Consider the following 13,889-nt stretch of genomic DNA (forward strand, 5'->3'; position numbering starts at 1 on the left):
GGAGCGAACCTCCATGGACCTGAAGCAATTAAAATATTTCCTCGCGATTGCCGGGGAGAAGCAAATCACCCGCGCGGCCAAGCTGCTGCACATGGAGCAGCCGCCGCTCAGCCGCCAGCTGATGCTGCTCGAAGACGAACTCGGGGCCAAGCTGTTCGAGCGCGGCCGAAGGCAGCTGACCTTGACCGCGGCCGGCGAGCTGCTCCGTTCCAAGGCCGAGTCGCTGCTGGCGCAGCTCGACGAGACGATGCTGGAAGTCCGCGAGCTGGAGGAGGGCGTTCGGGGGACGCTCTCCATCGGGGCGGTCGTCTCGTGCGTCTCGATCCTGCCAAACCCAATCCGGCAGCTGCGCGCCGCCTATCCACAAATTACGTTCAAAATCACCGAAGGTGACCATTTCCTGCTAGGCGAAATGCTGGAAAAACGGGCAATCGAGCTCGTCGTGTCCCGCCTGCCGTTCGAGACGGGCATCCTGCCGTCGAAGCTGGCGACGCTGCCGCTGCCGTCCGATCCGTACGTCACGGTGTTTCCGAGCTCCTGGGTGCCGCAGCCGCGCGCGGGCGAGGAAGAACGGAGCATCGGCATGCGCGAGCTGGCGGACTACCCGCTGCTGACGCTGAAGACGGACAAGACCATCCGCATGCACGAGCAGGTGGTGAACGAATTCCGCCGTCACGGCCTCGAGCCGAACATCATCTGCGAATGCTCCAGCGTGACCGTCATCATGTCCTTGATCGCCTCCGGCATCGGCGCGACCGTCTTCCCGAAATCGATCCTCCGTTCGTTCCCGTACGGCGACGTCACGATGCTGCCGATCCGGGACGCCAATTTCCAATCGGATATCGGCATCCTCTGGCTCCAGGACCACCGCCTGTCGAAGCGGGCGCAGCATTTCATCGATTATTTTCAGTCGGGTGACGCTCAGACATTCCGCAGGAACGTATAGATTCGCTCCAGCGCGGCTTCGAGTTGGGCTTGCGAAGCGGCGTAGCAGCAGCGGATGAAGCCTTCGCCGCCGGATCCGAACACGTGGCCCGGGACCGCGACGACGCCGACGGCGTCCAGCAGCCGCGTCGCGAATTCGTCCGAGCTCAAGCCCGTGTGCGCGATCGACGGAAACGCGTAGAACGAACCGAGCGGTTCATGGCACGGGAGCCCGATCTCGCGCAGGCCCGAGACGAAGAACGCGCGGCGCTTGTTATAAGATGCCACCATGCGGTCTTTTTCTTCCAGACCGTCCATAAGCGAGGCATGCGCGGCGATCTGCCCCAGAATCGGCGCGCACGTCGCGGCGTACTGATGAATCTTAAGCATCGTCGCGATCAGCTCGACAGGCCCGCAAGCATACCCGACGCGCCAGCCCGTCATCGCGAACGCTTTCGAGAACCCGCTGATCAGCAGCGTCCTCTCCCGCATGCCGGGCAGCTCCGCGATGCTTTCGTGACGGCCGGCGTACGTCAGCTCCGCGTAGATTTCATCCGTAATGACGATCAGGTTGCGCTCCGCCGCCAGCTTCGCGATCGGCCGCCAATCGTCGAGCGTCATGACGCCGCCGGTCGGATTATTCGGGTAACTGACCAGGAGCACCTTCGAGCGCGGCGTCAGCTTCGCCCGCAGCGACTCGGCCGTCAGCTTGAACCCGTTCGCCTCCGTCGTCTCGACCGGCACCGTCACCCCGCCGAGCAGCGCCGCGAGCGGCGAATAGGCGATGTAGCACGGATCCGGAATCAGAATCTCGTCGCCCGGCGTCAGAAGCGACCGCAGCGCGAGATCGATCGCCTCGCTGCTCCCGTTCGTGACGAGTACCTCGTCCATGGGATCGTACCCTAACCGGAACGAAGCAGCCAGATAATCCGCAATCGCTTCGCGCAGCTCTGGCAGGCCGGCATTCGGCGTATACGTCGTCCGTCCCTTCTCGAGCGCCGCTGCGCAGGCGTCCCGGACGGGCTTCGGCGTTACGAAATCCGGCTCGCCGACGCCGAGCGAGATGATATCCTTGCGGCCCGCCGCGTAATCAAAATACCTCCGTATGCCTGATGGCCGCATATCGCGAGCCGCCGGCGACAAAAAATCCGTTAACGTTGTTCCGCCCATCCGTTTCTCCTCCTTCTTGGTCTTAAACCGCCCGAATACGCCAAAAAGCCCGTCCCCAAAAAAGGGACGGGCCATTACCCGTGTTACCACCCTAGTTCCGCCATCCGTCATGGACGGCAGCACTCCGTTACGTATCCGACAATACGCGTCCCGTTAACGCTGGACCTGCGGCATCGCTTACTTCTTGCGTTTCGGCTAGCTTCTCGGGGATGGCTTCGACCGGCATCCGAATGTTGGTTCGCACCTCTCCCAACTCTCTGCGAAACGGACGGCCCGGCGTACTCTTTCCCGTCAAGGAATTTCGGCTGTGTTGAATTAGTTGTCATTATAGCCAAGTGCTGCCGGCCGCGTCAATAGGCAAATGGCGGGGCTCCAGCAATGGCCTTCGTTTTATGCCATTAAATAACCCGGCCTGCCGCAAGTTCGTCCAACACCGCCCCGAGCTCGTTTAACACCGACAGCGTTTTGAACGGCACGGCCGAGCCGGGGCGATCCAAGCCCTTGGGATTGATCCAGATCCCATGGATGCCAAGCCGCTGCGGCGCGGCGATCTCCCATTCGTAATTGTCGCCGACCATCCACGCTTCTCCCGCGTCGACGCCAAGCAATTCGAGTGCATGCAGGTAGACGGCCTCTCCGGGTTTGCCCGTTCCGTATTCCTCCTCGATGAGAATGCAGTCGAAATAAGGCGCGAGTCCGAACCGCTCGATCTTGCTCCGCTGCGCCCGCGAGCTGCCGTTCGTGATGAGCGCGAGCTTGATGCTGCGCGCCCGCAGATCGAGCAGCGTCTCCACGGCGCCATCGTAAAGCGCGACGGCGGAGTCGCGCGCCTCGCCGTACGCGCGCGCGATGCGCCCGGCCAGCCCGTCGTCGGCAAGGCCGGCCTCCTCCAGAACGGCTGCGACGATCGTCGTCCGCGCGGCGTCGAGATCGAGCCGCCCGACCCGATGACGTTCGGCGTCGCTCCAGAACCACGCCGCCTGCCGCTTGATCCGCGCGATCAGCTCGAGCTGCCGCGCTTCCTCCATCGGAACATGAATGCCGCATACCTTGCGCCAGCAGCCGTCGATGTCGACGCCGTGATCGAAGGCGATAATCGTGTCGTCCAAATCCAGCAAAATCGCTTTCGGTATCATTTCATCCTACGCTCCCCGCTACTAGGAATTGCTCACCTTCACACTATACCAACGATTGGCCCGCGCTGGAATGTCGCCGCTATAATTAACTCCGTTAATTAATTGAGTCGATGTCGAATTCGCTTGCCACTGCGAGTCGCCTCGCCGCCAGCCCGAAGGCCCCTCCCCCGTAGTAAGCCAGTTCGTGAACGACCGCCGTCGCGCGCTCATGCCGCGCCTCCGGCGAACGTCGAAATGGCGCAACCAGCGCAAACATTGCGATCAATACCCTTCGCATACTCCTCATCCCCTCCAACATCCTTTGTGCGAATGCATCCTTGTACTGTTATAGCACGGGACACATTTGCGGATGTTGCGCTCTCATTCGGACGGCGGCCGAATATGAATTAATGGGATCAATTATATTGTTCGACGAACTCCGGCACAAACCGAATTCGCCAACGTGACATTTAATGTCATTAATAGATCGTTTCAGACGAGTTCCGCTCCTCACTAGCCCGCAAGCAAAAAAGCGCGCGGCCCTCCCTTATCGGGACGGAGCCGCGCGCCTGAACGCATTGCTTTGAATTATTGTACGACCGAGTTGAACGACATGATCCAGACGGAACCGCCGACGATGACGACGACGATGAACAAGCCGAGAATGAGCGCCATGACGTTGTACTTCGGCCCCTCGCCTTCGCGGATGTGCATGAAGAAGAAGAGCTGCACGATCAGCTGAATGACAGCCATCGTGATGATCGTGACGATGACGCCGGTTTTGTTCATGCTCGTTTCGAACACGATCAATAGCGGAATCACGGTCAGGACGATGGAGAGAATGAAGCCGATGACGTAAGCCTTGAGCGACCCGTGGTTCTCGTGATCGTCATGGTCATGGCCGTGCTCAGCCGCGCCTGCAGGATGCTGACTCATCTTACATCACCCCCATCAAGTACACGATCGTGAAGAGGAAGATCCACACCACGTCGAGAAAGTGCCAGTACAAGCTGATGACAGTAATCTTCCGGCGCGTGACCGGCGTGATGCCCTTCATCTTGAGCTGAATCATGAGTGCGATCATCCAGATCAGACCGACCGAGACGTGAAGTCCGTGCGTACCGACCAGAACGAAGAACGCCGTCAGGAACGCGCTGGTGGAGATCGTCGCGCCTTCGTGCACCATGTTGACGAACTCGTTGATCTCGAGGCCCACGAACGCGGCGCCGAGCAGGACGGTGACGATCAGCCAGCCAATGAGCTGGCCGACTTTCTTCTGGTTCATTGCCAGGACGGCGAGCCCGCTCGTGAAGCTGCTCGTGAGCAGGATGAACGTTTCCGCCACGAAGCCCGGGATTTCGAACAATTCCTTGCCGGTCGGTCCGCCGTCGGTATGCGCCTTAAGGACGACATACGTGGCGAACAACGTGCCGAACAGCAGGCAGTCGGTGACGAGGAAGATCCAGAAGCCGAGCACTTTCATCGACTCTTGGTCGTGGTGGCCATGGTCATGCGACTCGGCGCCGTGCGAATGGCCGTGTTGAATGGCATGCTGCATTTATACCGCCCTCCCAGCTGCTTTTTCGGTCTCGATGACTTCTTCGACCGGAACGTAATAATCGGTGTCGTACTGGAAGGAACGGGCCAGCAGCGTCGCGCCGACGCCGAGCATGCCCAGGATCGCCATCCACAGCCAGTCGAAGACGAAGCCAAAGCCCGCGACGAACCAGAACGCCGAGAAGATGAACGGAATGCCGGAGTTCTTCGGCATGTGGATCGACTCCAGCTTCGATGCCGGAACCGGCGGAGCCGGCGCGAAATTGCGGCGCTCCTTCTCTTCCCAATACGAATCTTGTTCGGCCGCGACCGGCACGACCGCGAAGTTGTACATCGGCGGCGGCGACGGAATCGACCATTCCAGCGTACGGCCGTTCCACGGATCGCCCGTGGTGTCGCGTTCGCCGTATTTGACGCTGTAGAGGATCTGCCACACCTGGAAGACGAAGCCGATGCCCATGAGGAAGGCGCCGATCGTCGACACGAGGTTGAGCGGTGCCCAGCCCATGTCCCAGCCGTACGTGTACACGCGGCGCGTCATGCCCATGAAGCCGAGCGCGTACTGCGGCATGAAGCAGACGTAGAAGCCGATGTTCCAGAGCCAGAACGCGTATTTGCCCAACCGGTCGTTCAGCTTGAAGCCGAACAGCTTCGGCCACCAGTAGTAAATGCCCGCGAGATAACCGAACACGACGCCCCCGATGAGCACCTGATGGAAGTGCGCGATCAGGAAGTAGCTGTTGTGATACTGGTAATCCGCCGGCGCCACCGCGAGCATGACGCCCGTCGCGCCGCCGACCACGAAGCACGGGATGAACGCGAGCGTCCACAGCATCGGCTGCTCCAGCCGGATCCGGCCGCGGAACATCGTGAACAGCCAGTTGAACACCTTGGCCCCGGTCGGTATGCCGATCGCCATGGTCGCGATGGCGAAGAAGACGTTGACGTCCGCCCCCGAGCCCATCGTGAAGAAGTGGTGAACCCAGGTGAAGAAGGACAAAATACTGATGCTCATGAGTGCGAAGACCATCGATTTATAGCCGAAAATCCGTTTGCGCGAGAACGTGGCGACGATTTCGGAGAAGATCCCGAACGCCGGCAGCACGACGATGTACACCTCGGGGTGACCCCACATCCAGATGAGGTTGACGTACATCATCGGGTTCCCGCCGCCGTCCATCGTGAACAGATGGCCGCCGAGGAACCGGTCGATGAACAGCAGCGCGAGCGTCACCGTCAGAATCGGGAACGCGAAGATGATGATGATGCTGCTGGAAAATACGGACCAGGTGAACATTGGCATTTTCATCAATTTCATGCCTGGCGCGCGCATCTTGAGAATCGTCACGATGAAGTTGATCCCCGTCGCGAGCGAGCCGATACCGGAGATCTGAATGCCCCAGATGTAGAAGTTCTGTCCGACGCCGGGACTGCCCGACATCTCCGACAGCGGCGGATAGCTGAGCCAGCCCGCGTCCGGCGAACCGCCGATGACGAAGCTGATGTTGAACAGCATCGCGCCGAAGAAGAACAGCCAGAAGCTGACGGCGTTCAGATACGGATACGCGACGTCGCGCGCCCCGATCTGCAGCGGCACGACCATGTTGAACAGCCCGAACATCATCGGCATCGCCATGAACAGAATCATAATCGTGCCGTGCGTGGTAAATACTGCGTTATAGTGGTCCGCCTGCAGGAATTGCAAGTTCGGCATCGCAAGCTGCGCCCGCATGAGCAGGGCGTCCACCCCGCCGCGGAACAGCATGAGCAGCGATGCGATGAGGTACATCATCCCGATTTTTTTGTGGTCGACGGTCGTCAGCCATTCCCGCCACAGCCAGCCCCACTTCTTGAAGTAGAAGAGAACGAACACGATGGCGATGGTGGTCAGCACGATCGAGACGTCCGCGCCGTAGATGAGCGGATCGCCCGTCACAAAAAATGAGGAGGCGAATGATTTTAGACTGGCGTACATAGTTGGTGCTCCTCCCTCATCCTACCGATGATTGTGATTCATTTCACTAGAATTCGAATTGCTCATATCCATGCCGCCCATATCGTCCATGTCTTGGGCGTCGTCGGAATCGGACTTCGCGCCGTCCGCGTCGGCTTTATCGCCTTTGTCCGCGTCCATGTCCATGCCCATATGATGGCCGCCGTTCTTAATCACGACGGAATCGAACAGGTCCGCCGGATACGAGGAGAACGCCTGCTCTTCGGATTGGCTCGGCTTGGCAAGCGCCTCGTAGCCTTCCTTCGTCAGCTCGTTGTTCGAGGCTTTCACGCCTTCAACCCATTTATTGAAGTCTTCCTGCGATTCGGCGATGACGTTGAAGCGCATATGCGCGAAGTCTTTGCCCGAGAAGTTCGCGCCCGTGCCGTAATACTCGCCCGGACGGTCGGCCTGCAGCCACAGCGACATCGCCATGCCCGGCATCGTATACTCTTGGCCGCCCAGTTGGGGAATCCAGAAGGAATTCATCGGCGCGTCGCTCGTCAGCACGAAATCGACTTGAACGCCTGCCGGGATATGCACGTAATTGACGGTCGCGATGTTTTGATCCGGATATTGGAACAGCCATTTCCAGTCGAGCGACGTGACCTGAATCTTGATCGGTTTCACGTCCGTGACCGGCGGCTTCTTCGCCAGCGCGTACGTATCGCGGGCCGTGTAGGCACCCAGGATTCCGATGATGACGATCGGAATGCCCCACCATAAAATCTCCAGCACCTTGCTGTCGTCCCAGTGCGGCATATACGGCGCCTTATTGCCCGGCTTGTCGCGATATCGCAGTACGATGAATACCGTAATCGCGAGCACGGGAATGACGACGATCGCGCACAGGATAGCCGACAGGATGATCAGCCGGTACTGCGTCTCGGCCACCGGTCCCTGCGGGTCGAACACGACGAACTTACCGTCGCAGCCGGACAAAAGCACGGTCGTTAGCAGTCCGGTTACCAGCAGCATCAAGCCGCGGAGTTTGGAACTTTTTTTCATCTTGCTACTCATCTCCTTACACATGCAGCGTGCTCTCATGGCCCTTTGACGCTAGCATAACAGATGAATATGCGATTGTTACCAGCGTTAACAAATCCGTCAATCTTCTGTTTCTTTTCCGACACTTTTCGTTCATCAGTCGTTCACGAATGGCGTAGTTAAGGGCTTTCATCGCTAATTATTAGGAAAATCCGGAAATGATCCCTGTATTTTCAACACCTAGGTTGTCACAAAATTTGGCACTTCCAAAGCTCCCCAAAAACGCAAAAAAGAGACAGCGACGAATCGCTGTCTCTTGAATGTAAGCGCTGTAGAATATGGTTAAACGCGTTCAGGCTGTTGACTTGCGGGCGCCGCCTGCTGCTCCTTCGCGAACTTAGGCTGCAGCGCGTGGAACAACGACCCGAGCAAGAGCACTTGTATGCCGCCGATTATAAAACCGAAGCCGATCATGAGGCCCAGATTCGTGTCTTTGAAATCATGAACGAAGCAAGCGCTCATGATGATGCCGATGAGCATCAATCCAAATCCGATGCGCGGCATCAGGGATGTCCAGTACTTGATTTTCTCCGCTTGCGACGGGACGATCACTTCGGTACCTGTTGTTTTTTGATTATCGTTCATTCTGCAACACTCCCGGTGACGTTTTATAGATTCAGTATATCACAATTTTGTCACGAAGCGTTCACTTTTTGTTCAATTATTAAAAAATATTTTTTCTTGGCATCGAGCAGATTCGCCGCTCCGACAGATGAGAACGCCGAAGCGCCCCGAGCAAAAAACGCCCGCCGGCTTTCGCTTCCTTCAGGAAACGAGCCGGCGGGCGTTTGCGTTTGCGTCTAGCGGTTGAGTCGAGCTATAGTCTTGCGTTTCCCGTCTATCGGGATACTCTCGGCCGTACAGGTCGAACCTCTCGGCCGCTGTTCACGCCTCGTTGGAATCAAGATGGGAATAATCCTTGAATTCCAGCAAGCCAGCCCGCTTCAATTCTTCCATATGAATCTCCGAGAGCTCCTCGAGAATCTCCTTGGCGGTGTCCGTCAACCGAATGAAAATGCTGCGGCGGTCGCTTGGATTCGGAAACCGTTGGACCAGCTTCAGCTCCTCGCAGCGCTGAATGAGCTCGATGCAGGAATTCGGCGTAATTTGCAGCCGTTCGGCCAACTCCTTGGGCGTGGCGTGCTCGCGGCCCGGGAAGCCCATGATCGAGAGCATCAGCTGGTGGTACTGCGGGGTCAGGCCCTTGCTGCGGGCCGCCTCTTCGCTGAAGCGGATGAATTTGCGGATCTGGTAGCGGAAATAAGCAAGCTGTTCGTAAATCGGTTTGGGCAGTCGTTCCTTCGCCATCGGTTTGGCCCCTTCCCTGAAGTCGTTGGTTGCGTACGATGCGGCTTCCTCGAGGCGTGCGCATCCTTCTTTCCTCTTATATATACGCGCAGACGCGCATCTCCTTGTCAGGATCTTCAGCGCACCCCAAATGCCTGTATGTCATATTAAATAACATAAACCATTCGATGACGATTGACAAGATCAAATGTGTTATATAAACTAACATTAAAATTCCAGTTTGTTCGTAGTCCGACATATTATATGTCTCGCGTACGGGCAGCTGATTCCGGCAAGGTGATGCAGCGTGACCACGAAACAGGTAAAAAGCGTTTGTCCTTATTGCGGCGTCGGCTGCGGCATCGTCATGGACGTCGCGGATGGCCGCGTCGTCAAAGTAGCCGGCGACAAGACGCATCCCGCGAATTTCGGCCGGCTGTGCACGAAGGGTGCCACGAGCGCCGCCGCGGTCGCCGAACCAGGCCGGATGGCGTCCGCGTACAGGCGCGGCGCGCGCGGGCTGGCCCCGTCGCCCGTCGGCATGCGGCAGGCGATCCGCGAAACGGCCGGCAAGCTCCGCGCGATTCTCGATGAACACGGCCCGGACGCGCTCAGCTTCTACGTATCGGGCCAAATGTCGCTCGAAGCGCAATATCTCGTGAACAAACTCGCCAAAGGCTATGTAAGGACAGTTAACATTGAATCCAATTCGCGGCTGTGCATGGCCAGCGCCGGCAGCGGCTACAAGCTTTCGCTTGGTGCCGACGGACCTCCCGGGTCGTACGAGGACCTCGACCGCACGGACCTGTTCTTCGTCATCGGCGCCAACATGGCCGACTGCCATCCGATCCTGTTCCTCCGCATGATGGACCGGGTCAAAGCCGGCGCGAAGCTGATCGTCGTCGATCCCCGCCGCACCGCGACCGCGGACAAAGCGTCGCTCTTCCTGCAGATCCGGCCCGGCACTGACCTCGCCCTGTTGAACGGCCTGCTGCATCTGCTGCACAAGGAAGGCGCCGTCGACGAAGCGTTCGTCGCGGCGTACACAACAGGCTGGGAAGACATGCCGGCCTTCCTGGACGCGTACGATCCGGCGAGCGTGGCACACACTACCGGCATTCCCGAGGCGGATATCCGCCAGGCGGCCGCCTGGATCGCCGAAGCACCGGAATGGATCAGCTGCTGGACGATGGGGCTGAACCAGAGCACGCACGGCACATGGCAGACGAATGCGGTCTGCAACCTCCATCTGGCGACCGGCGCGATCTGCCGTCCCGGCAGCGGCCCCTTCTCGTTGACGGGCCAGCCGAACGCGATGGGCGGCCGCGAGATGGGCTACATGGGACCGGGTCTGCCCGGCCAGCGATCGGTTCTCATCGAGGAAGACCGGCAGTTCGCCGAAGACCTGTGGCGGCTCCCGCGCGGCACGCTGCGGGCCGAAGCCGGCCCAGGCACCGTCGGGATGTTCGAGCGCATGGCGGCCGGCGACATCAAGGCGTGCTGGGTCATCTGCACGAACCCTGTCGCCTCCATCCCCAACCGCGGCACCGTCATCGCAGGCCTGACAGCCGCGGAGCTCGTCGTCGCGCAGGACGTGTTCCTGGAGACAGAGACCAACGCCTATGCGGACTACTTGCTTCCGGGCGCCCTATGGGCAGAGGCCGAAGGCGTCATGATCAATTCGGAGCGCAACCTGACGCTGATGCGCAAGGCGGTCGATCCGCCGGGCGACGCGATGCCGGATTGGATGATCATCGCACAGGTCGCTTGCGAGATGGGCTTCGCCGACGCGTTCACGTACGAATCGGCCGAGGATGTCTACCGCGAGCTGCAGCAGGCGTGGAACCCGAAGACCGGCTACGACCTGCGCGGCGCCGGCTACGACCGGCTGCGCGAGACGCCCGTGCAGTGGCCAGCCGCGTCGAACGACGGCCCGAGCCGCAATCCGATCCGATACTTGAACGACGATGCGGGCCTGCGCCTCGCCGTGCGCGAGGACGGCAGCGTGCCGCGGCTCGTCTTCCCGACGCCGTCCGGCAAAGCCGCGTTCTTCGCCCGCCCCTTCCTCCCGCCCGCGGAGATGCCGGATGCCGAGCGACGGTTCGTGCTGAATACGGGACGCGTGCAGCATCAATGGCATACGCTCACGAAGACCGGGAAAATCGCCGCGCTGAACAAGCTGAACCCCGGCCCGTTCGTCGAGATTCATCCCGAAGACGCGGCGGAGCTCGGTATCCGCGAGCGCGATCTCGTCGAGATCGCGTCCCGGCGCGGCAAGGCCGTCCTGCCGGCGGTCATAACGGACCGCGTGATGCCCGGCGGCTGCTTCGCGCCTTTCCATTGGAACGACCTGTTCGGCCCGAACCTCGCCGTGAACGAGGTGACGAGCGACGCATCAGATCCAATATCGCTTCAGCCCGAATTGAAATATTGCGCGGTCTCCTTGACGCGAGTGATACCGTCGACGCAAATGTGCACGCATGACGGGCGGGCCGAGGGCGATCCCGCGAACGCCCTCGCACCGGAACCCGCCGGCCTGCAGGCCGCAGCCGCAGCCGCGGCCGGAGCTGGCGCCGCTTTACTCAAGGAGGAGATCTTTATGGCCAAAGTGGATACGCTGGCAAGCATGCTCGGCATCGAATCGGGTGCTGCCATGACGCTCGACCAGCATGAGAAAATGTACGTGGCCGGCTTCATCGCCAGCCTGCGGACCGATGAAGCGGCGGCGGCCGCGGGCGTCCCCGTCCTCCCTCCGACCGCGCCGCTCGAGCCGTCCAAGCGGCTATGGCTGGACGGCATCCTGGCCGGCATGTTCTCCCGCGCGTATGTGCCGGGCGCCGGCTACGGAACGGGCAGCGCGGGCTCAGGGATCGGATTCGCCTCCGGCATAGCGGCTTCGCAGGCATCCGCCACGGCGGTGGCCGATACGGACGCCGCTCCCGCGGCCGTCCCGTCCTCGCCCCGCAAAGCCGGCGCATCGTCCGGCGCCCCTCCAGCCTCAGGAGTGCGTACCGGGGTCACGATCCTGTGGGCGTCGCAAACCGGCACGGCCGAAGCGGCCGCGATCGAATGCGCCAGACGGCTGCAGCAGGCAGGCAACGACGTGCGCCTCGTGAGCATGGACGCCTACGACATGGCCGAATTGCCGTCCGAACGGCTGATCGTGCTCGTCGCGAGCACGTTCGGCGCCGGCGATCCGCCGGATAACGGCGCGCGGTTCTGGCAGGCGCTTTCCGCCGGTACGGCTCCACGGCTTGAGTCGCTGCGCTACGCGGTGCTCGCCTTCGGCGATTCCAGCTACGATCAATTTTGCGGCTTCGGGCGCAGTCTCGACGAGCGGCTGGGACAGCTGGGCGCGAAGCGGATCGCGGACCGCGCGGACTGCGATGCCGGCGAAGAGGACGCGCCGGACGCGTGGTACCGGATGCTGGAGTCGGAGGCGAAGGCGCTCCGCGCGAATGCCCCGGACGCCGCGCCCGCCGGCCGGCACTACGACCGCAACCATCCGCTTCCGGCGAAGCTGCTGGCCGCGCGTCCGTTGAACGGCCCCGGCTCGGAGAAGGATACCCGCCACTACGTGTTCGACCTGAAGGACTCGGGCCTGCGCTATGAAGCCGGCGACGCCCTCGGCGTCTGGCCGACCAACGACCCGGAGACGGTCGCGGACATCCTCGGCGCGCTCCGGCTGCCGGCCGACGCTGAAGTCCGCGTCAAGGACGAACGCATGACGCTCGAAGCCGCCCTGCTCAAGCGGGCCGACATTACGAGGATTACGCCTGCGCTGCTAGAAATCGTCCGCGACCGCTCCGGCAGCGACCGGCTCGCCGCGCTGCTCCGGGACGACGCAAAGCAAGAGCTGAAAAAATGGCTGTGGGGCCGCCAGCCCGCCGATCTGCTGCGAGAATTCCCGATTCAAGCCGGGGCGGGCGAGCTGCTGGCGGCGCTGAAGCCGCTGCAGCCGCGCCTCTATTCCATCGCCTCGAGCGCCGCCGCGCATCCCGGCGAGGTGCATATTGCGGTCTCGACCGTCCGCTACGAACAGCACGGCAAGCTCCGCAAAGGCGTCTGCTCCGTCTTCCTCGCGGAACGGGCGGCCGATGCGGCGGAAGTGCCGATCTTCGTGCAGAAGGCGCCGCATTTCCGCCCGCCCGCCGATCCCGCCGCGCCGATGATCATGGTTGGCGCCGGCACCGGCATCGGCCCGTTCCGCGCGTTTCTGCAGGAGCGCCGGGCGGCTTCCGCCGAAGGCCGGAACTGGCTGTTCTTCGGCGAACAGCGCGAAGCCTGCGACTTCTACTTCAAGGAAGAGCTCGAAGCCATGCGGGACGCGGGCCTGCTTCACCGGCTGACGACCGCCTTCTCCCGCGATCAGAAGGAGAAGGTGTACGTGCAGCACCGGATGCTGGAGCACGGCGCGGAGCTCTGGTCTTGGCTGAAGGAAGGTGCGCACTTCTACGTCTGCGGCGACGCGGGCATGATGGCGAAGGAGGTCGAAGCCGCCCTGAAGCTGATTCTTCAGCGGCACGGCGGCATGAGCGAAACGGAAGCCGATGCCTGCCTCAAAGCGCTGGCGCGCGAGAAGCGGTACGCGCGCGACGTATATTGACCGTTATTGGCCGCGAACACGGCCGGAAGACCTGAAATCGCAAAAGAAGTCCATCCGGGTTCGTCCGAGGCCACTGAAGAACTTAGGTGTTTTGTAGTTTAAGATTTTGCAGTATAAAAAAATGGACCATCTACTCTTAAAATAAGGAGCAGATGGCCCATTTTTTCATTTTTATTAGACTGTCAATTTT

10 protein-coding genes are annotated in these 13,889 nt (G+C 60.8%); 2 read left to right on the top strand and 8 right to left on the bottom strand.

Translation table 11 applies throughout. The annotated features are described in order from the left end of the window. Positions 1-13: 13 nt before the first annotated feature. Entirely contained in the window at positions 14-946 is a 933-nt protein-coding gene (locus ACFPB1_RS25175) for a LysR family transcriptional regulator (RefSeq protein WP_379228958.1), read from the top strand. Here ACFPB1_RS25175 and ACFPB1_RS25180 read toward each other — a convergent pair. The 8 genes from ACFPB1_RS25180 to ACFPB1_RS25215 form a co-directional block, all read right to left on the bottom strand. Further along, a complete protein-coding gene (locus ACFPB1_RS25180) occupies positions 922-2,094 on the bottom strand; it encodes an aminotransferase class I/II-fold pyridoxal phosphate-dependent enzyme (RefSeq protein ID WP_379228959.1) in 1,173 nt (390 codons plus the stop codon). The two genes, ACFPB1_RS25175 and ACFPB1_RS25180, sit on opposite strands and share 25 nt — an antisense overlap. A 398-nt stretch (positions 2,095-2,492) precedes the next feature. Beyond that, complete coding sequence (locus tag ACFPB1_RS25185) at positions 2,493-3,230, bottom strand: HAD family hydrolase (protein WP_379228960.1); 738 nt, start codon at positions 3,228-3,230, stop codon at positions 2,493-2,495. A gap of 567 nt (positions 3,231-3,797) precedes the next feature. Next, positions 3,798-4,145, bottom strand: coding sequence for a cytochrome o ubiquinol oxidase subunit IV (cyoD, locus tag ACFPB1_RS25190; RefSeq protein WP_379228961.1), 348 nt, complete (start codon positions 4,143-4,145; stop codon positions 3,798-3,800). A gap of 1 nt (position 4,146) precedes the next feature. Further along, positions 4,147-4,767: a cytochrome o ubiquinol oxidase subunit III gene (gene cyoC / locus ACFPB1_RS25195; protein WP_379228962.1), complete on the bottom strand. Its 621-nt coding sequence runs from the start codon at positions 4,765-4,767 to the stop codon at positions 4,147-4,149. Beyond that, a complete protein-coding gene (locus ACFPB1_RS25200; RefSeq protein WP_379228963.1) occupies positions 4,768-6,741 on the bottom strand; it encodes a cbb3-type cytochrome c oxidase subunit I in 1,974 nt (657 codons plus the stop codon). A gap of 21 nt (positions 6,742-6,762) precedes the next feature. Continuing rightward, positions 6,763-7,767, bottom strand: a complete 1,005-nt coding sequence (locus tag ACFPB1_RS25205) for a ubiquinol oxidase subunit II (protein ID WP_379228964.1) — start codon at positions 7,765-7,767, stop codon at positions 6,763-6,765. A gap of 321 nt (positions 7,768-8,088) precedes the next feature. After that, positions 8,089-8,391 carry a hypothetical protein gene (locus tag ACFPB1_RS25210; protein ID WP_379228965.1) on the bottom strand — a complete coding sequence of 101 codons (303 nt, stop codon included), beginning with the start codon at positions 8,389-8,391 and terminating at the stop codon, positions 8,089-8,091. Between the two features lie 300 nt (positions 8,392-8,691). Further along, positions 8,692-9,114 carry a MarR family winged helix-turn-helix transcriptional regulator gene (locus ACFPB1_RS25215; RefSeq protein WP_379228966.1) on the bottom strand — a complete coding sequence of 141 codons (423 nt, stop codon included), beginning with the start codon at positions 9,112-9,114 and terminating at the stop codon, positions 8,692-8,694. A 286-nt stretch (positions 9,115-9,400) separates the two neighbouring features. Here ACFPB1_RS25215 and ACFPB1_RS25220 point away from each other — a divergent pair, with 286 nt between their 5' ends. Beyond that, positions 9,401-13,699: a molybdopterin-dependent oxidoreductase gene (locus ACFPB1_RS25220; protein WP_379228967.1), complete on the top strand. Its 4,299-nt coding sequence runs from the start codon at positions 9,401-9,403 to the stop codon at positions 13,697-13,699. Positions 13,700-13,889 lie beyond the last annotated feature (190 nt).

The sequence above is a fragment of the Paenibacillus sp. GCM10023250 genome (assembly GCF_042653205.1).
Lineage (GTDB): Bacteria > Bacillota > Bacilli > Paenibacillales > Paenibacillaceae > Paenibacillus_Z.